Source organism: Pantoea sp. MQR6, assembly GCF_022761075.1.
GTDB classification, from domain to species: Bacteria; Pseudomonadota; Gammaproteobacteria; order Enterobacterales; family Enterobacteriaceae; genus Pantoea; species Pantoea phytostimulans.
The window spans coordinates 1-21,580 of the sequence record NZ_JAKYXB010000007.1 but is presented as its reverse complement, the minus strand read 5'-3'; the positions used below and the strand labels follow the sequence as shown (position 1 = coordinate 21,580).

General features: G+C 51.6%; 26 protein-coding genes. 19 read left to right on the top strand and 7 right to left on the bottom strand.

What is annotated here, in order from left to right:
* Nucleotides 1-46 precede the first annotated feature (46 nt).
* Nucleotides 47-679, bottom strand: a complete 633-nt coding sequence (gene crp / locus MUG06_RS20270; RefSeq protein WP_000242758.1) for a cAMP-activated global transcriptional regulator CRP — start codon at nucleotides 677-679, stop codon at nucleotides 47-49.
* Nucleotides 680-981: 302 nt separating this feature from the next.
* Between crp and MUG06_RS20265 the strand changes: the two genes are divergently transcribed.
* Complete coding sequence (locus MUG06_RS20265) at nucleotides 982-1,386, top strand: OsmC family protein (RefSeq protein ID WP_215845404.1); 405 nt, start codon at nucleotides 982-984, stop codon at nucleotides 1,384-1,386.
* Nucleotides 1,387-1,540: 154 nt separating this feature from the next.
* Here MUG06_RS20265 and MUG06_RS20260 read toward each other — a convergent pair whose 3' ends face one another.
* The 3 genes from MUG06_RS20260 to MUG06_RS20250 all read right to left on the bottom strand — a co-directional run bounded on the left by MUG06_RS20260 (nucleotide 1,541) and on the right by MUG06_RS20250 (nucleotide 3,710).
* A complete protein-coding gene (locus MUG06_RS20260) occupies nucleotides 1,541-2,410 on the bottom strand; it encodes a phosphoribulokinase (RefSeq protein ID WP_215845405.1) in 870 nt (289 codons plus the stop codon).
* Between the two features lie 61 nt (nucleotides 2,411-2,471).
* Complete coding sequence (locus tag MUG06_RS20255) at nucleotides 2,472-2,690, bottom strand: YheU family protein (RefSeq protein WP_215845406.1); 219 nt, start codon at nucleotides 2,688-2,690, stop codon at nucleotides 2,472-2,474.
* Nucleotides 2,691-2,693: 3 nt separating this feature from the next.
* A complete protein-coding gene (locus MUG06_RS20250) occupies nucleotides 2,694-3,710 on the bottom strand; it encodes a hydrolase (RefSeq protein ID WP_243079839.1) in 1,017 nt (338 codons plus the stop codon).
* Between the two features lie 59 nt (nucleotides 3,711-3,769).
* On the opposite strand from MUG06_RS20250, the gene MUG06_RS20245 reads away from it, so the two are divergent.
* Nucleotides 3,770-4,372, top strand: a complete 603-nt coding sequence (locus MUG06_RS20245; RefSeq protein ID WP_243079838.1) for a LysE family translocator — start codon at nucleotides 3,770-3,772, stop codon at nucleotides 4,370-4,372.
* Nucleotide 4,373: 1 nt separating this feature from the next.
* Here MUG06_RS20245 and MUG06_RS20240 read toward each other — a convergent pair whose 3' ends face one another.
* Entirely contained in the window at nucleotides 4,374-5,354 is a 981-nt protein-coding gene (locus MUG06_RS20240) for a LacI family DNA-binding transcriptional regulator (protein WP_215845409.1), read from the bottom strand.
* A gap of 268 nt (nucleotides 5,355-5,622) precedes the next feature.
* Here MUG06_RS20240 and tauA point away from each other — a divergent pair, with 268 nt between their 5' ends.
* The 4 genes from tauA to tauD are packed head-to-tail and all read left to right on the top strand — an operon-like array spanning nucleotide 5,623 to nucleotide 9,052.
* Complete coding sequence (gene tauA, locus MUG06_RS20235) at nucleotides 5,623-6,603, top strand: taurine ABC transporter substrate-binding protein (protein ID WP_243079837.1); 981 nt, start codon at nucleotides 5,623-5,625, stop codon at nucleotides 6,601-6,603.
* A 21-nt stretch (nucleotides 6,604-6,624) separates the two neighbouring features.
* A complete protein-coding gene (gene tauB, locus MUG06_RS20230; RefSeq protein WP_215845410.1) occupies nucleotides 6,625-7,392 on the top strand; it encodes a taurine ABC transporter ATP-binding subunit in 768 nt (255 codons plus the stop codon).
* A complete protein-coding gene (tauC, locus tag MUG06_RS20225) occupies nucleotides 7,389-8,216 on the top strand; it encodes a taurine ABC transporter permease TauC (RefSeq protein WP_243079836.1) in 828 nt (275 codons plus the stop codon). The genes tauB and tauC overlap by 4 nt, the downstream gene beginning before the upstream one ends.
* A complete protein-coding gene (tauD, locus tag MUG06_RS20220) occupies nucleotides 8,213-9,052 on the top strand; it encodes a taurine dioxygenase (RefSeq protein ID WP_243079835.1) in 840 nt (279 codons plus the stop codon). Before tauC ends, tauD begins: the two co-directional genes overlap by 4 nt.
* Nucleotides 9,053-9,264: 212 nt before the next feature.
* Here the strand turns inward: tauD and MUG06_RS20215 are convergent, their stop codons facing one another.
* Nucleotides 9,265-11,172, bottom strand: a complete 1,908-nt coding sequence (locus tag MUG06_RS20215; protein ID WP_243079834.1) for an ABC transporter ATP-binding protein — start codon at nucleotides 11,170-11,172, stop codon at nucleotides 9,265-9,267.
* A gap of 109 nt (nucleotides 11,173-11,281) precedes the next feature.
* Here MUG06_RS20215 and kefG point away from each other — a divergent pair, with 109 nt between their 5' ends.
* The 4 genes from kefG (at nucleotide 11,282) to slyD (ending at nucleotide 14,607) form a co-directional block, all read left to right on the top strand.
* Nucleotides 11,282-11,833 carry a glutathione-regulated potassium-efflux system ancillary protein KefG gene (gene kefG, locus MUG06_RS20210; protein WP_243079833.1) on the top strand — a complete coding sequence of 184 codons (552 nt, stop codon included), beginning with the start codon at nucleotides 11,282-11,284 and terminating at the stop codon, nucleotides 11,831-11,833.
* Nucleotides 11,833-13,638, top strand: a complete 1,806-nt coding sequence (kefB, locus tag MUG06_RS20205) for a glutathione-regulated potassium-efflux system protein KefB (protein WP_215845412.1) — start codon at nucleotides 11,833-11,835, stop codon at nucleotides 13,636-13,638. The genes kefG and kefB overlap by 1 nt, the downstream gene beginning before the upstream one ends.
* 23 nt (nucleotides 13,639-13,661) lie before the next feature.
* Nucleotides 13,662-13,856, top strand: coding sequence for a YheV family putative zinc ribbon protein (locus MUG06_RS20200; protein WP_006120567.1), 195 nt, complete (start codon nucleotides 13,662-13,664; stop codon nucleotides 13,854-13,856).
* Between the two features lie 196 nt (nucleotides 13,857-14,052).
* Nucleotides 14,053-14,607, top strand: coding sequence for a peptidylprolyl isomerase (gene slyD / locus MUG06_RS20195; protein WP_054632984.1), 555 nt, complete (start codon nucleotides 14,053-14,055; stop codon nucleotides 14,605-14,607).
* Nucleotides 14,608-14,695: 88 nt separating this feature from the next.
* Here the strand turns inward: slyD and MUG06_RS20190 are convergent, their stop codons facing one another.
* Nucleotides 14,696-14,914 carry a SlyX family protein gene (locus MUG06_RS20190; RefSeq protein ID WP_215845413.1) on the bottom strand — a complete coding sequence of 73 codons (219 nt, stop codon included), beginning with the start codon at nucleotides 14,912-14,914 and terminating at the stop codon, nucleotides 14,696-14,698.
* Nucleotides 14,915-15,191: 277 nt separating this feature from the next.
* Between MUG06_RS20190 and fkpA the strand changes: the two genes are divergently transcribed.
* The 9 genes from fkpA to MUG06_RS20145 all read left to right on the top strand — a co-directional run.
* Nucleotides 15,192-16,025 (top strand): FKBP-type peptidyl-prolyl cis-trans isomerase, encoded by an 834-nt coding sequence (fkpA, locus tag MUG06_RS20185; protein ID WP_243079832.1) that lies wholly within the window; start codon nucleotides 15,192-15,194, stop codon nucleotides 16,023-16,025.
* A gap of 164 nt (nucleotides 16,026-16,189) precedes the next feature.
* Entirely contained in the window at nucleotides 16,190-16,912 is a 723-nt protein-coding gene (locus MUG06_RS20180; RefSeq protein WP_193405631.1) for a transcriptional regulator, read from the top strand.
* The gene (gene tusD / locus MUG06_RS20175; RefSeq protein WP_243079831.1) at nucleotides 16,912-17,298 is read left to right on the top strand and encodes a sulfurtransferase complex subunit TusD; all 387 of its coding nucleotides are present in this window, start codon (nucleotides 16,912-16,914) and stop codon (nucleotides 17,296-17,298) included. Before MUG06_RS20180 ends, tusD begins: the two co-directional genes overlap by 1 nt.
* Nucleotides 17,299-17,313: 15 nt before the next feature.
* On the top strand, nucleotides 17,314-17,673 hold the full coding sequence (gene tusC, locus MUG06_RS20170; RefSeq protein ID WP_215845416.1) for a sulfurtransferase complex subunit TusC: 360 nt from the start codon (nucleotides 17,314-17,316) through the stop codon (nucleotides 17,671-17,673).
* A gap of 9 nt (nucleotides 17,674-17,682) precedes the next feature.
* Nucleotides 17,683-17,970, top strand: a complete 288-nt coding sequence (tusB, locus tag MUG06_RS20165) for a sulfurtransferase complex subunit TusB (protein ID WP_243079830.1) — start codon at nucleotides 17,683-17,685, stop codon at nucleotides 17,968-17,970.
* Between the two features lie 124 nt (nucleotides 17,971-18,094).
* Entirely contained in the window at nucleotides 18,095-18,469 is a 375-nt protein-coding gene (gene rpsL / locus MUG06_RS20160; RefSeq protein WP_003852912.1) for a 30S ribosomal protein S12, read from the top strand.
* Nucleotides 18,470-18,565: 96 nt separating this feature from the next.
* Entirely contained in the window at nucleotides 18,566-19,036 is a 471-nt protein-coding gene (gene rpsG, locus MUG06_RS20155) for a 30S ribosomal protein S7 (protein ID WP_243079829.1), read from the top strand.
* Between the two features lie 93 nt (nucleotides 19,037-19,129).
* Nucleotides 19,130-21,244 carry an elongation factor G gene (gene fusA, locus MUG06_RS20150; protein ID WP_003852908.1) on the top strand — a complete coding sequence of 705 codons (2,115 nt, stop codon included), beginning with the start codon at nucleotides 19,130-19,132 and terminating at the stop codon, nucleotides 21,242-21,244.
* A 69-nt stretch (nucleotides 21,245-21,313) separates the two neighbouring features.
* Nucleotides 21,314-21,580: GTP-binding protein (locus MUG06_RS20145; protein WP_243079828.1), on the top strand; the 267-nt coding region annotated here is incomplete at its 3' end.

The window sequence follows — 21,580 nt, the reverse complement described above, 5'->3', positions numbered from 1 at the left end:
AAATAATAACGGCGTGATGTTGCCATCACGCCGGGAGTGACAGGAATTAGCGGGTGCCGTAAACGACGATGGTTTTGCCGTGTGCTGAGATCAGGTTCTGATCCTCCAGCATCTTCAAAATACGGCCCACGGTTTCACGTGAACAACCAACAATTTGGCCAATTTCCTGACGAGTAATTTTAATTTGCATGCCGTCGGGATGCGTCATGGCGTCTGGCTGTTTGGCCAGATTAAGCAGTGTTTGTGCAATGCGTCCAGTCACGTCGAGGAAAGCGAGGTTACCCACTTTTTCTGACGTTACCTGTAAGCGACGCGCCATCTGCGACGACAGTCGCATCAAAATATCCGGGTTTACCTGAATCAACTGACGGAATTTCTTGTAAGAAATTTCCGCCACTTCGCACGCGGTTTTCGCACGTACCCAAGCGCTGCGTTCCTGACCTTCTTCAAACAGGCCAAGCTCGCCGATAAAATCGCCTTGATTCAGATAGGAGAGAATCATCTCTTTGCCTTCTTCATCTTTGATCAGAACCGCAACGGAACCTTTCACGATGTAGTAAAGCGTTTCAGCTTTTTCACCTTGGTGAATCAGCGTACTTTTGGATGGATATTTGTGAATATGGCAATGGGACAGGAACCATTCGAGTGTAGGGTCTGTTTGCGGTTTGCCGAGAACCATTCGCTATTATCCTCTGTTGTAATCGTGCCCAAAATACAGGGGACAGTTTCCCTGTCAGGCGATGAAAGCGTAAAGCATTTTCCATTTTGGAAATTATTCGGGCTGCATTTGGCGCAGTGCGCTTAATTCTTCCCGGCTCCGTCATCAAGTGACGAAAAATATTTTCAGCTCTGTTTGTAGCACAGCTTTTGCCGACTGTCTTGTGTTGTCTCGCTTCAGCAAAGTGCGGATTTCTCTGGATTGCTGTTTACCAGGTGAAAGCGTACTCTGGCGGCAAATCAGCATATTCTGGGAGCTAAATCATGCAGGCAAGAGTGAAATGGGTTGAAGGTCTAACGTTTCTTGGCGAATCCTCTTCTGGTCATCAGGTTTTGATGGACGGCAACGCCGGCGATAAAGCCCCTAGCCCAATGGAAATGGTGTTGATGGCAGCGGGCGGTTGCAGCGCGATTGATGTAGTCACCATTTTGCAGAAAGGCCGCAATGATGTAGTGGATTGCGAAGTGAAGCTGACGTCCGAACGTCGCGAAGAGGCGCCGCGTATTTTTACGCATATTAATTTGCACTTTATTGTCAGCGGCAAAGCGCTGGCTGATAAAGCGGTTGCACGTGCTGTCGATCTTTCGGCTGAGAAGTATTGCTCAGTCGCGATCATGTTGGGTAAAGGGGTAGAAATGACCCACAGCTATGAAGTGAAAGAACGGTAATTGCTGGAGGCCGACTCTCGGCCTCTCTATCCATCATTTTTCAAATTGCTGGTGCGTTGACTGCCCGCATTCACCGGTATCATCTACTTTAATCAGCTCATCAGGATTGATTCGTTGCCATCTCCCTGCGATTCGAATTATTTAGGGTAGATATTTATTCAATCCGCTTACCTTCCATTAATCGTTTTACCAATGGCCCCATAATCAACTCCATCGCTAATCCCATCTTGCCGCCCGGCACCACCAGCGTATTAATGTGCGAAATGAACGATCCCTGTAGCATCGCCAGCAGATAAGGAAAATCGATATCTTCCAACGCCTGAAAATGGATCACCACAAAGCTCTCATCCAGCGACGGAATGGTGCGTGCGGCAAACGGGTTTGACGTGTCTACGGTAGGAACGCGCTGGAAGTTAATATGCGTGCGGGAAAACTGTGGGGTAATGAAATTGATGTAATCCTCCATTGAACGCACCACTGAATCCATCACCGCTTCACGTGAATGCCCGCGTTCGCTGGTATCACGCACCAGCTTCTGAATCCATTCCAGATTCACAATCGGCACTACGCCAACCAGTAAATCGACGTTTTCAGCCACATTGTGTTGTGCTGTCATAACGCCGCCGTGCAGGCCTTCGTAAAATAAAATATCCGTATTCGACGGCAGCGGCTGCCAGGGTGTAAACGTGCCGGGCACTTGATTCCACGGCACCGCTTCATCATAGGTATGCAGATATTTGCGCGACTCACCCTGACCACTTTTACCGTATTCGATAAAAGAGTGTTCTAGCAGGCCGAAGTCATTGGCTTCGGGACCGAAATAGCTGACATGACGTCCAAGATCGCGCGCTTTGCGGATCGCCATGTCCATTTCCGGGCGGGTAAAGCGGTGAAAACTGTCACCTTCAAGCTCTGCCGCGTGCAGATCCAGCTGCTGAAAAATCTTACGAAAGGCGAGGCTGGTGGTGGTGGTTCCGGCTCCGCTGGAGCCGGTCACCGCGATAATTGGATGCCGAGCAGACATAAAAAAACTCCCTGTGAGGTCGGGCGAAGAGCATTGTTAGCATGAATTTCTCGTTAGCGCATTAGCTGCGAAATTCATTGCGCGGCATGATATTTACCGTTTCATGCAGTTCAGACCACACCAGCACAACATCGCCACGCTCAAGCTGGCGGCGCACATCAGCAACTTTGTCTTCCAGACTGCGCTCATGCTCGCCGTAGTCGGTACCTTCTCGCAGGACAAAGGTTTCAATCAGATTTTCGAGTGTTTCGGGCGAAACATCTTGCCAGGGAATAATCACGGGTTAGCAATCCAAAAAAGGGGAAATCCATTGCGGCACGCGCTGTTCCAGCCACAGTTGCGGTTGACGCAGCGTACCACCGACAAAACCAACATGGCCGCCATGTGACGTCAGCTGATAAGTAATAGTGGCAGATAATTGTTCTTTGCGCGGTATCACTTCATCGCTCATAAACGGATCGTCTTTGGCATGAATGATCAGCAGCGGTTTACGCACCGCCTTTAATAAAGGCAAAGCACTGGCACGACGATAATAGTCGCTGGCATCCGTAAAGCCGTGGGCACGTGCGGTGATCGCATCATCAAAATCACGTAAACGGCGCAACGCCTTCAATTGAGTTAAATCCACCGGCAGCGTTTCCGGCCAGGCAAGCAGCTTGCGTTCAGCGTTTTTCTTGAGTTGAGCGAGCAGGTAATATTGATAGAAGCGTGAGAAACCTCGCTCCAGCCGGAGGCTACAGGGCTCAAGCATCAGTGGGGCCGAAACGATTACGCCTGCATCCAGTGCGGCCTCGTTGCCTTGTTGACCCAGCAGACAGCCCAGCATATTACCGCCAAGCGAGAAACCAACCGCCACGGTGGGAACATGGCCCCAGTGCGCGCGTAACCAGTGCAGGAAAAAGCTGGCGTCGCCGGTTTCGCCGGAGTGATAAATACGGTTCAGGCGATTTGGCTCGCCACTGCAACCGCGAAAATGCATGACCACCGCCAGCCAACCGCGCGCCTGACACATCTCCATCAAACCATGTACATAAGGGCTGGTAAAACTCCCCTCAAGGCCATGAAACAGAACCACGCGCGGCTTGTGCTGCGCTTGCTGCGGATTTTCACTCCACGCCAGATCAACAAAATCGCCATCCGGCAGATCGAGCCGCTGCCAGTGTGGCTGCAACGTTACATGGCGTCTGAGCAGGCGCGGCAGCACGGTTTGCAGATGCGGGTTGCGTAAGCCCGCGGGTGCGTTAAAACGTTCATCTGCACTGCCAGTAAATTTCATGTCGTAAAGGCTTGTCTGTTCCATATCACACTGTTAGCTTCGATAGGTTTTTTGCTTGATGGGGTGAGGAGCACCCGATTTTCATGGAACTGAGCCTTTTTTTATCGATGTTGGGTTTTCTCTGGGTCGCCGCGATCACGCCTGGCCCTAATAATATGTTACTCACCGCCTCGGGCGCCAATTTTGGCTTTATGCGCACCATTCCGCTGATGATTGGCATCATGATCGGCATGCAGGTCATGTTACTGATGGTGGCGTTCGGTGTGGGCGGCCTGATCGTGCTTTATCCTTCACTGCATTTATTCCTTAAGATTGCCGGTAGCCTCTATCTATTGTGGCTGGCGTGGAAGATTGCGACCGCAGCTTATGAAAAACTGGAAACCGATGATGCACCCGCAGCACCCATGCCATTTTGGCAGGGCGGATTATTACAGTTAATCAATCCCAAAGCCTGGTTAATGGCGTTGGGCGCGGTAGCCAGCTTTAGTCTGGCGGGCGAGGCGTACCGCCATTCCGTGATGGCAATTAGCCTTGGCATGTTCATTGTGAATTTGCTGTCAGGGGTAATCTGGATGGGGTTTGGCGCGATGATTGGCCGCATCCTTCGCAGCCGCCGGGCTTGGACAATTTTCAACGTGGCAATGGGCGCATTAACCGCAGCCTGCGTGCTGTTGATCTGGCATTGAGTTAACTGGAAGCGCGTTCAACGCGCTTCCAGGGCAACACTTCCCTAATAATCGGCGCGCGTGGATGGCGAATTTTTTCCAGCAGCAGCTGCACGCTGCGCGCGCCGAGCTGATACATCGGCTGTTCGATAGTGGTCAACGGCGGATTCAGGCTGCTGGTAAAAGGAATACCGTCAAAGCCCACAACGGCTAAATCTTCGGGTATCCGAAACCCGGCTTCCAGCGCGGTATGAATCACGCCAACCGCTAATACGTCAGAAACGGCAAACACCGCATCCGGTGGTTCCGGCTTCGTCATCAGTTCGCGTAACGCTTTGCTACCCGCTTCGCAGGAGATGTTTTCGGCATAGGCCACGCCCATCCAATCCAAACCCAGTTCTTCAATCGCCTGGCGATACCCTTTTTCACGATGATGTGAGTAGAGATAGCGCATATCGCCGTTTACCAGCCCGATGCGTTTACGCCCTTTGCCTGCCAGATAATGCACGGTGTCACGTGCGGCACCAAGATGATCGATGGTGACAGAAGAAGCCTGAATCAGCGGATCGAATTCCGAACACTGCACCCAAGGCGCATTGCCGATGATGGTGTTGAGATCTTGTAAACCTGCCGCCGCATCCATAGTAATCACGCCATCCACTACTTTCCCGGTCAGCAAGGCCAGATAGGCCGCTTCGCGCTGCAGCTGTGAAGCCGAATGACAGAGCAAAATATGATAACCGTGGATTTCAGCCTCAGCTTCAATCCCCTGAACTACCCGTGAACAGAAGGGATTAGTGATGTCAGAAATTAACACCATTAACATATGGCTTTGTGACGTACGCAGTTGGCGCGCTAACAAATTCGGCTGATAAGCGCTGGCGGAAATAGCTGATAAGACCTTTTGGCGGGTAGCCGGTTTAACGCCGGGATGTTGGTTCAGAACCCTTGAAACGGTGGCTTTGGATACGCCAGCCAACTGAGCAACTTTCTCTATCGACATCGAACACAAAGCCCTTCATTAGCCAGCAAAAAAAGAGGATATACCAATATCACAACCCGAATGTGAGCGCATAACCTATTTCCTCCTTTACGCTTTCTTAACGTTATCAACTGCAGTCTTGACTGCTTTTCTAATTGCATCCAGTGCATGAGTTTTGCGGATTTTGATCTAAGAACTTATTTCTATTAGGGATAATTTTTAATTCCTTCATGAAATTAAACGTCTCAGTGAAACTGCCTGCATCATAAAAGCATCGGGGTGCAGCATCATGGTAGTAAAAGGACGATTGTCAATTTTAGCGGCGGCATTGGCGCTGCTGACATTCCAGGCGGCAGCGGTAAACGTCACAGTGGCGTACCAGACTTCAGCGGAACCAGCCAAAGTTGCGCAGGCGGACAATACGTTTGCGAAAGAGAGCGGCGCAACGGTTGACTGGCGCAAATTCGACAGTGGTGCAGGCGTGTTGCGTGCACTCGCTTCGGGTGACGTACAAATCGGTAATATCGGTTCTAGCCCGCTAGCAGTTGCGGCGACGCAGCAGTTACCCATAGAAGCATTCCTGCTGGCCTCTCAGCTGGGAAATTCAGAAGCGTTCGTGGTGAAAAAAAGCATTACCAGCCCGAAAGACCTGATCGGTAAACGCATCGCTGTTCCTTTCATTTCAACGACGCATTACAGCTTGTTGGCCGCACTTAAGCATTGGGGCATCAAGCCTTCGCAGGTTCAGCTTGTTAACCTTCAACCGCCCGCCATTATTGCCGCCTGGCAGCGTGGTGATATTGATGGCGCTTACGTCTGGGCTCCCGCCGTTAACCAGCTGGAGAAAGAGGGCAAGGTGCTGACAGATTCTTCACAAGTGGGCAGCTGGGGCGCGCCAACCCTCGACGTTTGGGTGGTACGCAAAGACTTCGCCGAACAGCATCCCGATATCGTAACGGCTTTCGCCCGTAGTGCATTGGCAGCGCAGAAACCTTACATCGATAACCCCGATGAATGGCTGAAACAGCCAGACAACCTGAGCAAGCTGTCTCGTCTGAGCGGCGTGCCGGAAGCGCAAGTTGCGGGGCTGGTGAAAGGCAACACTTATCTCACTGCACAGCAGCAGGTTGAGCAGTTAGGCAAGCCGGTTAACAAGGCGATTGTCGATACCGCGCAGTTCCTGAAAGAGCAGGGCCGTGTGCCGCAGGCGGAGAGTGACTACAGCAGCTTCGTCACTACGCGTTTTGTTGCGCCGTTAGCTAAACCCTAAGTCACCTTGTAAGGAGTCACCATGCTACGCATCGCGCATCTTAATGCTCGTTACGCCGGACAACCCGCCTTGCAAGACATCAATCTGCAAGTGGATAAAAGCGAACTGCTGGTGGTGCTGGGTCCATCGGGTTGCGGCAAAACCACGCTGCTCAACCTGATTGCCGGTTTTCTTCCGGTTGAATCTGGCAGCATCACGTTGGAAGGCAAGACGATCAATGGCCCAGGCGCGGAGCGTGGCGTGGTATTTCAAAATGAAGGATTGCTGCCCTGGCGCAATGTTCTCGACAACGTTGCGTTTGGCTTACAGCTAGCCGGCATGGCGCGTCAGGAACGCGAAACTATTGCGCGTCGGTTGATCAAAAAAGTGGGACTGGAAGGCGCGGAAAAACGCCAGATTTGGCAGCTTTCCGGCGGACAGCGCCAGCGTGTAGGGATTGCGCGAGCCTTAGCTGCCGATCCACAACTGTTATTGCTGGACGAACCGTTTGGGGCACTTGACGCCTTTACCCGCGAACAGATGCAAACGTTGCTACTGACGCTGTGGCGCGACAGCGGCAAACAGATTCTGTTGATTACCCACGATATCGAAGAAGCCATTTTTCTCGCCAGCGAATTGATTCTGCTTTCACCGGGGCCGGGCCGCATTGTTGAGCGACTGCATCTTGATTTTGGACAGCGCTTTGCCAGCGGTGAAGCGTGCCGCAGTATCAAATCTGATCCAGCGTTCATTGCTCAACGCGAATATGTGCTGAGCCGCGTCTTTGCCCAGCGAGAGGCTTTTGTATGAGCGCCTTAATCAACGACAAAACCAGCGTGGCACGACGCCGCCTGCATTGGCCGCTCTCCATGCAACTCAGCCTGAGCTTGCTGAGTTTACTGATGCTGTTGCTGGTGTGGTGGGGCGTCACGGCGCTTGGCCTGATTGCGCCGCTGTTCTTGCCTTCACCGCAGCAGGTGCTGAGCAAGCTGTTCCTGATTGCCAGCGCCCAAGGATTTATGGACGCCACGCTGTGGCAGCATCTGGCCGCGAGCCTGACGCGCATGGTCATTGCTTTGCTGGCGGCGGCGGCAATCGGTATCCCGGTTGGCATTGCGATGGGGCTGAGTCCGGCAGTGCGTGGGTTACTCGATCCGCTAATAGAGCTTTATCGCCCAGTACCGCCGCTGGCGTATTTGCCGCTGATGGTGATCTGGTTTGGCATCGGCGAAACCTCGAAAATTTTGCTGATTTACCTGGCGATATTCGCGCCGGTTGCGCTGTCAACGCTGGCTGGCGTACGTAATGCGCAGCAGGTGCGCATTCGTGCCGCGCAAGCGCTCGGTGCCAGCCGTTGGCAAATCTTGCGCTGGGTTATTTTGCCCGGTGCGTTGCCAGAAATTCTTACCGGTCTGCGTATTGGCTTGGGGGTGGGCTGGTCAACGCTGGTGGCTGCTGAACTGATCGCTGCAACGCGTGGACTCGGTTTTATGGTGCAGTCAGCCGGAGAATTCCTTGCTACCGATGTGGTGCTGGCCGGAATTGCCGTGATTGCCGTGATTGCTTTTAGCTTAGAACTCGGGCTGCGTGCATTGCAGCGCCGCCTGACGCCCTGGAATGGAGAACAACAATGAACGAACGTCTGAATATCACTGCACTGGGTCCGAACATTGGTGCGCAGGTTGCTAACCTTGATTTAGCGCGTCCCTTAAGCGATGCGCAGTTTGAGCAGCTTTATCATGGCTTGCTGCGTCATCAGGTGCTTTTTTTACGCGATCAGGTGATTACCCCGGAGCAGCAGCGGGCGCTGGCAATACGATTTGGCGATTTACATATTCATCCGGTTTATCCGCATGCTGAAGGCGTGGAAGAGATTATCGTGCTGGATACGCATCAGGATAATCCACCAGACAACGATAACTGGCATACCGACGTCACGTTTATCGATACGCCACCCGCGATTGCGATTTTAGCGTCAAAGGTGTTGCCGGAGTCTGGCGGCGATACGTTGTGGACCAGCGGCATTGCCGCCTATGAAGCGCTTTCTACGCCGCTTAAAACATTGCTGGCGGAATTGCATGCCGAACACGATTTCAAAAAATCGTTTCAGGAATTTAAATACCGCAAGAGTGAAGAAGAGCATCAGCGCTGGCAGCAAGCGGTGGCGAAGCATCCGCCGGTACAACACCCGGTTATTCGTACCCATCCGGTCAGCGGTAAAAAAGCATTGTTCGTTAATGAAGGCTTTACTACGCGGATTGTTGATTTGAGTGAGAAAGAGAGCGAGGCGCTATTAGGCTTTTTGTTTGCCCATGCGACTAAACCTGAGTTTCAGGTGCGCTGGCGCTGGCAGCCGAACGATGTCGCTATTTGGGATAATCGCGTAACACAGCATTATGCCAATGCGGATTATTATCCGGCGCGGCGGGTGATGCATCGGGCGACAGTGTTAGGCGATAAACCGGTTTGATTTTGCGGGCTGGATTCGAAGTTTGTGCCTCAGACAGTGCTGGCTGTCCCCCATCCCGGCCTTCCCCCGCTAAGCGGGGGAAGGAGACGCTGCCACATGCTGGTAAAGTGCTGCCACATGCTGACACCGAATTCGCATGTTGCAGCATTTTCCTCCCCCATGTATGGGGGAGGACTGAGGTGGGGGACAAACGACCTCGCACGCAAAGCGCCTTAAATTGACGCCATCATCTGCTCTAACTTCTCTTGCGCATCAAGCCACGCCATTTCGACCTCTTCCAGCGCCGATTTACTCTCTGCCTGAAGCTGCAGCGCGGCGGTTAAATCGGCTTTGCGGCTTTGATCGTAAATAGCGCTGTCGGAAAGCTGCGCTTCAGCGTCAGCCAACTGGCTTTGCCATTTGCTCATCTGCTTTTCCAGCTTCTCGATCTCTTTACGCAGCGGCTGAGTTTGGCTACGCAATTCGGCATCACGGCGCTTTTGATCTTTACGCGACTGCGCGCTGTTGACGTTATCCTGCTTGGGCGCGCTATCTTGTTGCGCCTGCTGCTTCTGCAAATCACTCAACCATTGCTGGTAATCTTCCAGATCGCCCGGGAAAACATCAACTTTACCGTCATGAACTAAATAGAGATCGTCGGTGGTGGCGCGGAGCAGGTGACGATCGTGCGACACCACCACCAGCGCGCCTTCAAAGTCGATCAATGCTTCAGTCAGCGCTTGACGCATGTCTAAATCAAGGTGGTTGGTCGGTTCATCAAGCAACAGCAGGTTAGGGCGCTGCCAGACAATCAGTGCCAACACCAGACGCGCTTTTTCACCGCCAGAAAAGCGTTCAGTAATTTCACTGACTTTATCGCCCTGGAAACCAAAGCCGCCTAAATAATCACGCAACTGCTGTTCCAATACCTTGGGCGCAATGCGGGCGAGATGTTGCAATGGTGATTCATCGGCGCGCAAAAATTCCAACTGATGCTGAGCGAAGTAGCCCAGTTTGATGCCTTTTGCTAAACCAATCTGACCTTGAAGCGCATCCAGTTCGCCTGCCAATAGCTTAATCAGCGTTGATTTACCCGCGCCATTACGGCCCAGTAAACCGATGCGCGAACCCGGCACCAGGTTCAGTTTGATGGCGTCAAGAATGATGCGATCACCATAGCCGGCGGTGACTTTCTCCATTTTGAGTAATGGATTCGGCAAGCTTTCCGGTGGACGGAAACTGAAGGTGAACGGGTTATCCACGTGCGCAGGCGCAATCATCTCCATGCGTTCCAGCATTTTGATGCGGCTTTGCGCCTGTTTAGCTTTAGATGCTTTGGCGCGGAAGCGATCAATGTAGCTGTGTAAATGCGCCACCTTTTCTTGCTGGCTTTCATACAGCGACTGCTGCTGTGCCAGTTTGGCGACGCGCTGACGCTCAAACGACGTGTAATTGCCGGTATATTCAAACAGCGATTGCTGTTCAATATGGATGATCTTGTCCACAACGGGATCGAGGAAATCACGGTCATGGGAAATCAGGATCAGCGTGCCTTCATAGCTTTTAAGCCAGCGCTCCAGCCAAATCACCGCGTCAAGATCGAGGTGGTTTGTTGGTTCATCCAGCAGCAGCAAATCAGAGCGGCAAATCAGCGCTTGTGCCAGGTTGAGGCGCATACGCCAGCCACCGGAGAAGTCGCTTACCGGACGTTGCAATTGTTCCTGACTAAAGCCCAAACCGTGCAGCAGACTTGAGGCGCGAGCCGGTATGCTCCACGCCTGAACCGCATCCAGTTTGCCGTGCAAAAGCGCAATGGCGTTGCCATCGTTGCGTGCATTCGCGTCAGCTAATTCAGATTCAAGCTGGCGGAATTCGCGATCGCCATCAATAACGTAGTCAAGAGCCGGTTTGCTCAAGGCAGGGGTTTCCTGATTAACCCAGGCCAATGCCCAGTTACCAGGAAAGGTCATGCTGCCGGCATCGCTGGTGATCTCACCTTTTAGCAGCGACAGCAGTGTGGATTTACCACAGCCGTTTTTCCCCACTAATCCGACTTTCTGGCCAGGATTGATGGTGGCGGTGGCATTGTCGAGCAAGACGCGGATGCCGCGGCGTATTTGTAAGGCTGAAAAGACAATCATAAGCGCCGTATCGTCAGAATATGTTAATTTACAGGCAACATAATAAGATTTTGCTGGTCGTGCATGGTAGCGGAAAAGCGCACCAATGACGACGATTTGGAGGGTAACGATGTCGCAGCCACCGAAGATTTTGCTGCTTTACGCCCACCCGGAATCACAGGATTCGGTTGCTAATCGGATTTTGCTGCAACCGGCTCAGGCAATGGAACATGTCACGGTTCGCGATCTCTACGCGATCTATCCGGACTTTTTTATTGATATTCACCGCGAGCAAGAACTCTTGCGTGAACATCAGGTCATTGTTTTTCAACACCCACTTTATACTTATAGCTGTCCATCGCTGCTGAAAGAGTGGCTGGATCGCGTATTGTCGCGCGGGTTTGCCAATGGTATCGATGGCAATGCGCTGGAAGGGAAATATTGGCGCAGCGTGGTGACGACCGGGGAACCTGAAGGCGCTTTTCAAAGCCAGGGCCTGAATCGCTATCGCATGAATGACATCATGCTGCCGTTTGAGCTGACCGCGCAGATGTGCAGTATGCACTGGATGCCACCGATGATTATCTATTGGGCGCGCCGCCAGAATCCCGAGTTGATGAAAAATTATGCCCGCGCCTATGGCGATTGGCTGGCAGCACCGCTGTCGAATGGAGGGTTGTAATGGGAGGACAAACGCTGCTGACCGCAGGAGTGATTTATCTGGTTGCGGCGGTGCTGATTGTACCCGTGGCGGCTCGCCTCGGTATTGGTGCAGTTTTGGGGTATTTGGTGGCGGGCATCGCTATCGGCCCGTGGGGATTAGGATTTATTAGCGACGTCGAAGAAATTTTGCATTTCTCCGAACTTGGCGTTGTTTTCCTGATGTTTATCATTGGGCTGGAGCTGAACCCTTCAAAGCTTTGGTCACTTCGTCGATCAATCTTTGGCGTAGGCGCCGCTCAGGTTATCTTCTCAGCCGCGATTCTTGGCACGCTGCTCTGGTTGAGTCATTTTGACTGGCAAGCTGCAGTGATTGGCGGGATTGGTTTAGCCATGTCCTCCACCGCAATGGCATTGCAGTTGATGCGTGACAAAGGCATGAACCGCAGCGAGTCAGGGCAGCTGGGCTTTTCTGTGCTGCTATTTCAGGACATCGCGGTTATTCCAGCGCTGGCATTGATACCTCTTTTAGCCGGAACCGACAGCGGACACATCGACTGGCTAAAACTTGGCATGAAAGTGCTGGCGTTTGCGGGCATGTTGATTGGTGGCCGCTATTTGCTGCGCCCGATATTCCGTTACATCGCCGCTTCGGGCGTGCGTGAGGTGTTTACTGCCGCGTCGCTGCTGTTGGTGCTGGGATCGGCGCTGTTTATGGACGCGCTGGGTTTGTCTATGGCGCTTGGCACATTCATCGCCGGGATTCTGCTGGCGGAAAGCGAATATCGCCATGAGCTGGAAGTGGCTATTGATCCCTTCAAAGGCTTGCTGCTGGGCTTGTTCTTTATTTCCGTGGGCATGGCGTTAAACCTTGGCGTGCTTTATACCCATATCTTTACCATCTTACTCGGCGTGCTGATTCTGGTAGTGGTTAAAACGCTGGTGCTGTATGTGTTGGGCAGAATGTTCGGCTTGCGCAGTTCAGAGCGTCAGCAGTTTGCCGGTGTGTTAAGTCAAGGTGGTGAATTCGCCTTCGTGCTCTTTTCCGCCGCTTCATCGGCAAAATTGTTCTCTGGCGATCAGCTGCCGTTGCTGCTGGTGACAGTAACCTTATCAATGATGACCACGCCGCTGCTGATGAAAGGAATTGATCGGCTACTGGCGCGCCGTTTCAACGAAACGGATGAGAATGCAGAGAAGCATTTTGTTGAAGACGACCAGCCGCAGGTGATTGTGGTCGGTTTTGGACGTTTTGGTCAGGTTATCGGACGCTTGTTGATGGCTAATAACAAGCGGATTACCGTTTTGGAACGTGACATCAGCGCGGTCAGCCTGATGCGCAAATATGGTTACAAGGTTTATTACGGTGATGCAACTGAGCTGGAGTTGCTGCGTGCAGCAGGTGCAGCCAGCGCCCAATCCATTGTGATTACCTGTAATGAACCCGAAGACACTATGACTATTGTTCATCTTTGCCAACAGCATTTTCCGCAGTTGCAGATTTTGGCGCGCGCGCGTGGACGTGTTGAAGCTCACGAACTGCTACTGTCGGGCGTGACACAATTCTCACGTGAGACGTTCTCCAGTGCGCTGGAGCTGGGCCGTAAGGCATTAATGTCGTTAGGCATGCATCCACATCAGGCACAGCGCGCGCAGCTGCATTTCCGTCGTTTGGATATGCGCATGTTACGTGAGCTTATGCCTAACCATGCGGACAGCGCGCAGGTTTCTCGTGTTCGTGAGGCGCGTCGTGAACTGGAAGATATCTTCCGCCGCGAGATGCAACAGGAGAAGCGTCAGCTGGATGGTTGGGATGATGACGAGTAAAAAGACAACACAGGCAGGACACAATGCGTAAACGATTTATTGCTGGTGCGGTCTGTCCGCACTGTCAGGAAAAAGACACGCTAGCGATGTGGCGTGAAAATAATGTTGATGTGGTTGAGTGTGTAAAATGCGGCCATCAGATGCGTGAGGCTGATAAGCAGGCTCGCGATCAGGTTCGCAGCAATGAACAAGTTATTGGAATTTTCCATCCTGAGTAGCGGAATGGCGCAGCTTTTTTTAAGCTTGAACTTACAGCGGGATTGAATTCCGTTACAATTGGCGCCATTAACGCTGAGGTCGCGAGAGAAAGTAAAACCCTCTCGTACCCAGCCCCGAACCTTTCTGGTTGGTGTTATTGCACGCAAAAATAGACCAATGAGACGGGATCTCAGCTCTCAACGGTTAGGAGATATCATGAAAGTAGCAAAAGACCTGGTGGTAAGCCTGGCCTATCAGGTACGTACAGAAGACGGCGTGTTGGTTGACGAGTCACCGGTGAGTGCACCGTTGGACTATCTGCACGGTCATGGTTCCCTGATTTCTGGTCTGGAAAACGCATTGGAAAATCACGTAGCAGGCGATAAGTTTGACGTGCATATTCCCGCTAACGATGCGTATGGTCAGTACGATGACAACCTGGTTCAGCGTGTACCAAAAGATGTATTTATGGGCGTTGACGAACTGCAGGTTGGCATGCGCTTCCTGGCAGAAACCGATCAAGGTCCCGTTCCGGTTGAAATCACCGAAGTGGAAGACGATCACGTCGTGGTCGACGGTAACCACATGCTGGCGGGTCAGAACCTGAACTTCAATGTTGAAGTGGTAGCGATTCGTGAAGCAACGCCGGAAGAATTGGCTCATGGCCACGTTCACGGTGCTGATGGTCATCACCACGACCATGATCACGACCATGACCATGACCACGGTAAAGGTGGTTGCGGTACGGGCGGTTGTGGCTGCAGCCACTAAGTAAAGCGTGATAAAAAGGCCACCTTCGGGTGGCCTTTCTTTTGGTATCGTAAGGGCTTGTCTCGTGACTGCGCGGGCCGCGCCAGACTTAATAATGAGGTGGCGGTGTTTCTTCCGATTGCGAAGCAATCATTGATGGCGCGCTGGCTTTCAGTTTATCCAGTAATATGCGCATCTGTTCGCGCATTTTTACCATTTCCAATTCGTGTTGCACCACGGTGGTGTTCAGTTGATCAATGGTCATTTCCTGAAAGGCCAGTTTGCTTTCCAGCGTTTCGAGACGTTGTTCCCACTCTGATTGTTGCATGACCCCTCCTCATAATATGGGTGATGTGATTGGCTAAGGGCGTGATTCTACGGCCTGACGGCACAGAATTACCCGATTTTTTACCATTCTCTGGCGTTACGCTTGAAAAAGCACATTACGGCATCATCTCTGATGAAACTTCCTGTCGCAAAAAAGGTCGGAGGTTAACCGGGTAATTACGTTGTGGGAGTGTTCGCCACTGCCACGTACAGTTATAGTGTGGGCCCTCAAGTCTGCAATGATTCCCGAGGTTAGAGGCTTCGGTTTTGGAGAAAGGATGAAATCACTGTTAAAAGTCACATTGTTAGCTACCACCATGGCCGTCGCGCTGAATGCTCCGCTGGCAATGGCTGCAGAAACTGCCGCTGCACCAGCAGCAGCAGCAGCGACGTCTGCACCTCAGGCTCCAAAAAATGCGGCCTTCAAAAATGAAGATCAGCAATCCGCTTACGCGCTGGGCGCCTCGTTGGGTCGCTACATGGACAACTCCCTGAAGGAGCAGGAAAAACTGGGCATCAAACTGGATAAAGATCAGCTGATTTCTGGTGTTCAGGATGCGTTTGGTGGCAAAAGCAAACTGTCCGATGAAGAAATTGAGCAGACTCTGCAAGCATTCGAAGGCCGCGTGAAAGGCGCAGCCCAAGCGAAGATGGAAAAAGACGCGAAAGAAAATGCCGACAAAGGCGACGCTTATGCGACCAAATTTGCTAAAGAAAGCGGTGTGAAGAAGACTGAAAGTGGTCTGCTGTATAAAGTCGAGAAAGAAGGTACCGGTGACGCACCGAAAGACAGCGACACTGTGGTTGTGAACTACAAAGGTACATTGACTGACGGTACTGAGTTCGACAACTCTTATACACGTGGCGAGCCGCTGTCATTCCGTTTAGACGGCGTGATTCCAGGCTGGACCGAAGGTCTGAAGCACGTGAAAAAAGGTGGCAAGATCAAACTGGTTATCCCACCGCAGTTGGCTTACGGTAAAAACGGCGTTCCGGGTATTCCGGCAAACTCCACGCTGGTATTTGATGTAGAACTGCTCGACATCAAACCTGCACCTAAAGCAGATGAAAAAGCGCAGGCTCCTGCGGCTGACGCGAAAAAATCGCAGTAATCTGTTCACCGCCGCCTTCGGGCGGCGGTTTCATTTCCGCATCACCACAAACCTCTGGCATAAGCGGGCGACATTTGCCAGACTAGCGCCTGCATAACTATCCCAATATTGAGTCTGCCCTGCAGCGCTGTGACAGGCTCCAGCCACTTAGGGTGATGTCTTCAATGTCTAATCCATTCAATCCCGGCGAACTAAGCGACTTCGATCTTCTGGAGCAGCGTCCGTTCGAACAAAGCGATTACGATATCTTAAAGTCGTACGAGGCCGTTGTTGATGGTCTGGCGATGTTAATTGGCTCGCATTGCGAAATTGTCCTGCATTCTCTGGAAGACCTGAAATGTTCCGCCGTGCGCATCGCAAATGGTGAGCACACGGGACGTAAAGTGGGATCGCCGATTACCGATCTGGCGCTGCGCATGCTGCACGATATGCACGGCGCAGACAGCAACGTTTCCCGCGCCTATTTCACACGCGCCAAGAGTGGCGTGCTAATGAAATCGGTGACTATTGCCATTCGTAATCGCCAGCAACGTGTCATCGGTTTGTTGTGTATCAACATGAATCTGGATGTGCCGTTCTCGCAAATCATGTCGACATTTATGCCGCCCGAAATGCAGCAGGTTGATTCGAATGTTAACTTTGCCAGCTCAGTGGACGATTTGGTGATGCAAACGCTGGAGTTCACTATTGAAGAAGTGAGCGCAGATCGTAACGTTTCAAACAATGCTAAGAATCGCCAGATAGTATTGAATCTGTACGAGAAAGGTATTTTTGACATTAAAGATGCCATCAACCAGGTCGCCGATCGCCTTAATATCTCAAAGCATACGGTTTACCTTTATATTCGCCAATTCAAGAATGGCGATTTTCAGGGACAGGATCGTTGATGCGCTACACCTTGTTGGTGACAGGTCCTGCCTATGGTACGCAGCAAGCCAGCAGTGCGCTGCTGTTTGCCCGGGCGTTATTAGCGGCAGGGCATCACCTGGAAAGCGTCTTCTTTTATCGCGAAGGTGTGATGAACGCTAATCAGCTCACTGCACCGGCAAATGATGAATATGATCTGGTGCGGGCCTGGCAGAAGCTAAGTAATGAAGAGGGCGTGGCATTGAACATTTGTGTGGCGGCGGCATTGCGACGCGGTGTAGCCGATGCGCAAGAGGCGGAGCGTTTACAGCTTTCAGGAAATAATCTGCAGCCCGGTTTTGAGTTAAGTGGTTTGGGTGCGCTGGCAGAAGCTGCATTGAGCTGCGACCGTCTGGTGCAATTTTAACAAGGTGCTTCTTTAATGAATCGCGTGGCTTTTGTTTTTACTCGCGGCCCACATGGTAGCAGTGCAGGGCGAGAAGGTTTAGATGCGGCATTGGCCACCGCTGCGCTCAGCGATCAGGTCGGCCTGTTTTTTATAGGTGATGGCGTGCTGCAATTAATGATGAACCAGCAACCTGATGCGATTCTTAGTCGTCACTATGCTGCAACGTTCGGCGTGCTAGCACTCTATGATATTGAACACTGCTATCTTTGCCTGGATTCCCTCAAGACGCGGGGACTGGCTGCTGAGCAATCGCGCATATTGGATGTAGAACTCGTTGCCGCTGCTGCGCTGCGTCAAAAGCTGGCACAGTATGATCGCATTCTGACTTTTTAAGAGAGACTCATGCTGCACACCTTGATGCATTCTCCTGCTTATAGCGATCTTGATACCTTACTTTTGCTCCTTAACGCTGAAGATGATGTCTTGCTCATGCAGGATGGTGTTTTCGCTGCATTGAATGGAAGTCGGGCGCTGGCACGGCTGTTAAGCACACCAGCAACCTTGTGGGTATTGGAAGAAGACCTGATGGCGCGCGGCCTGGCTGAACAAACTTCAACCAAAATACAGCCAGTGAACTATAATGGTTTCGTCGCGCTGACAGAAAAGCATTCACAACAAATGACCTGGTAATGAGGTAAAACCTGGTTATTTCTTGACACCCCTTTGACTCAGCCCTAAAATTCTGCCTCCTCGTAATTCTACGAGGCGATTTATTACGTGTTTACGAAGCAAAAGCAAATCCAGGAGCTATTTAATGGCAACAGTTAACCAGCTGGTTCGCAAACCACGCGTCCGCAAAGTTGCAAAGAGCAACGTGCCGGCGCTGGAAGCTTGCCCGCAAAAACGTGGCGTTTGTACTCGTGTGTACACCACCACTCCTAAGAAACCAAACTCCGCACTGCGTAAAGTCTGCCGTGTGCGTTTGACCAACGGTTTTGAAGTTACCTCCTACATTGGTGGTGAAGGTCATAACCTGCAGGAACACTCCGTGATCCTGATCCGTGGCGGTCGTGTAAAAGACCTGCCAGGTGTGCGTTACCACACCGTTCGTGGCGCGCTTGACTGCTCAGGTGTTAAAGACCGTAAGCAGGCTCGCTCCAAGTACGGCGTGAAGAAGCCAAAGGCTTAATGGTTCTCCGTTAAGTAAGGCCAAACGTTTTAAATTAAATGTCAAAATAAACTCATAGAGTTTTGGACAATCCTGAATTAACAACGGAGTATTTCCATGCCACGTCGTCGCGTCATTGGTCAGCGTAAAATTCTGCCAGATCCTAAGTTCGGATCAGAGCTGCTGGCCAAATTTGTAAATATCCTGATGGTAGATGGTAAAAAATCTACTGCAGAAACAATCGTTTATACCGCTCTTGAGACCCTGGCTCAACGTTCTGGTAAAAACTCCCTGGAAGCTTTTGAAGTAGCCCTCGAAAACGTGCGTCCGACTGTCGAAGTTAAGTCACGTCGCGTTGGTGGTTCTACTTACCAAGTACCAGTAGAAGTCCGTCCGGTTCGTCGTAATGCTCTGGCAATGCGTTGGATCGTAGATGCTGCTCGTAAACGCGGTGATAAATCTATGGCTCTCCGCCTGGCGAACGAACTTTCTGATGCTGCAGAGAACAAAGGTACTGCAGTTAAGAAACGTGAAGACGTTCACCGCATGGCAGAAGCCAACAAGGCGTTCGCTCACTACCGCTGGTAATAGCCACGTAGTTGTTGTTAAACCAGCGGGCGCTCAAAAAGCTAACCCGCTGGGTTCAACTTACTTTGAACGTCCGAGAATCAGAGGAATCAAATGGCTCGTAAAACACCCATTGCTCGCTACCGTAATATCGGTATCAGTGCGCACATCGACGCCGGTAAGACTACCACTACCGAACGCGTTCTGTTCTACACCGGTGTAAACCACAAAATCGGTGAAGTACATGACGGCGCAGCAACCATGGACTGGATGGAGCAGGAACAGGAACGTGGTATTACCATCACTTCCGCTGCGACCACCTGTTACTGGTCTGGTATGGCCAAGCAGTTTGAACCACACCACATCAACATCATCGACACCCCAGGACACGTTGACTTCACCATCGAAGTTGAACGTTCTATGCGTGTGCTTGATGGCGCGGTAATGGTTTACTGTGCAGTTGGTGGCGTTCAGCCACAGTCTGAGACCGTATGGCGTCAGGCTAACAAATATAAAGTTCCACGCATTGCGTTCGTTAACAAAATGGACCGCATGGGTGCTAACTTCCTGAAAGTTGTTAAGCAGATGGAAGTTCGTCTGGGCGCAACTCCAGTTCCTCTGCAGCTGGCTATCGGCGCAGAAGAGAAATTCACCGGTGTTGTTGACCTGGTGAAAATGAAAGCAATCAACTGGAACGACGCAGACCAGGGTGTAACCTTCGACTACGAAGATATTCCAGCTGATATGCAGGAACTGGCTGAAGAATGGCATGCGAAACTGGTTGAAGCCGCTGCTGAAGGCTCTGATGAGCTGATGGAGAAATTCTTCGGTGGTGAAGAACTGACTGAAGAAGAGATCAAAACATCTCTGCGTAAGCGTGTTCTGAACAACGAAATTATCCTGGTAACCTGTGGTTCTGCATTTAAGAACAAAGGTGTTCAGGCGATGCTGGATGCAGTTGTTGAATATCTGCCAGCACCGACTGACGTTACCGCGATCAACGGTATGCTGGACGACGGTAAAGACACGCCGGCTGTTCGTCACTCTGATGACAACGAGCCGTTTGCTGCACTGGCGTTCAAAATCGCTACCGACCCGTTCGTGGGTAACTTAACCTTCTTCCGCGTTTACTCTGGTGTTGTTAACACGGGTGACACCGTCTTCAACCCGGTTAAGTCAAACCGTGAGCGTCTGGGCCGTATCGTTCAGATGCACGCTAACAAGCGTGAAGAGATTAAAGAAGTTCGTGCGGGTGATATCGCAGCTGCGATCGGCCTGAAAGATGTGACCACTGGTGACACCCTGTGTGACCCAGATAACGTCATCATCCTTGAGCGCATGGAGTTCCCGGAGCCGGTAATCTCTATCGCCGTTGAGCCAAAAACCAAAGCTGACCAGGAAAAAATGGGTCTGGCTCTGGGCCGTCTGGCAAAAGAAGACCCATCATTCCGCGTATGGACTGATGAAGAATCTAACCAGACCATCATCGCCGGTATGGGTGAATTGCACCTCGACATCATCGTTGACCGTATGAAGCGTGAGTTCAACGTTGAAGCAAACGTGGGTAAACCACAGGTTGCTTACCGTGAAGCGATTCGCAACAAAGTTACCGATGTTGAAGGTAAACACGCCAAGCAGTCTGGTGGTCGTGGTCAGTATGGTCATGTTGTTATCGACATGTACCCACTGGAGCCAGGTTCGAACCCGAAAGGCTACGAATTTGTCAACGACATCAAAGGTGGTGTGATTCCTGGTGAATACATCCCTGCGGTTGACAAAGGTATCCAGGAGCAGCTGAAATCAGGCCCTCTGGCTGGTTACCCGGTTGTGGATCTGGGCGTGCGTCTGCACTTCGGTTCTTACCACGATGTCGACTCCTCAGAGCTGGCGTTTAAACTGGCCGCGTCTATTGCCTTCAAACAAGGCTTTAAACAAGCGACACCTGTTCTGCTTGAACCTATCATGAAGGTTGAAGTTGAAACGCCAGAAGAGAACACGGGTGATGTCATCGGTGACCTTAGCCGTCGTCGTGGTATGCTCAAAGGGCAGGAATCTAACGCTACTGGCGTTCAGATTCACGCTGAAGTTCCGTTGTCTGAGATGTTCGGATACGCAACTCAGCTGCGTTCTCTGACCAAAGGTCGTGCTTCTTACTCCATGGAGTTCTTGAAGTATGACGATGCGCCGAACAACGTAGCGCAGGCCGTTATTGAAGCTCGTAGCAAATAAGGCTACGGTTTAAATTTGAACTGATGCCTTCATCCAAATGATGAAGGCATAACGTAAGGAATTATCGCCATGGCGAAAGAGCAATTTCAGCGTAACAAACTGCACGTAAACGTGGGCACCATCGGTCACGTCGACCACGGTAAAACCACTCTGACTGCAGCAATCACTACCGTTCTGTCTAAAACTTACGGCGGCCAGGCTCGCGCGTTTGATCAGATCGATAACGCGCCAGAAGAGAAGGCTCGTGGTATCACCATCAACACTTCTCACGTTGAGTATGAAACCCCGACTCGTCACTACGCACACGTTGACTGCCCAGGCCACGCCGACTATGTG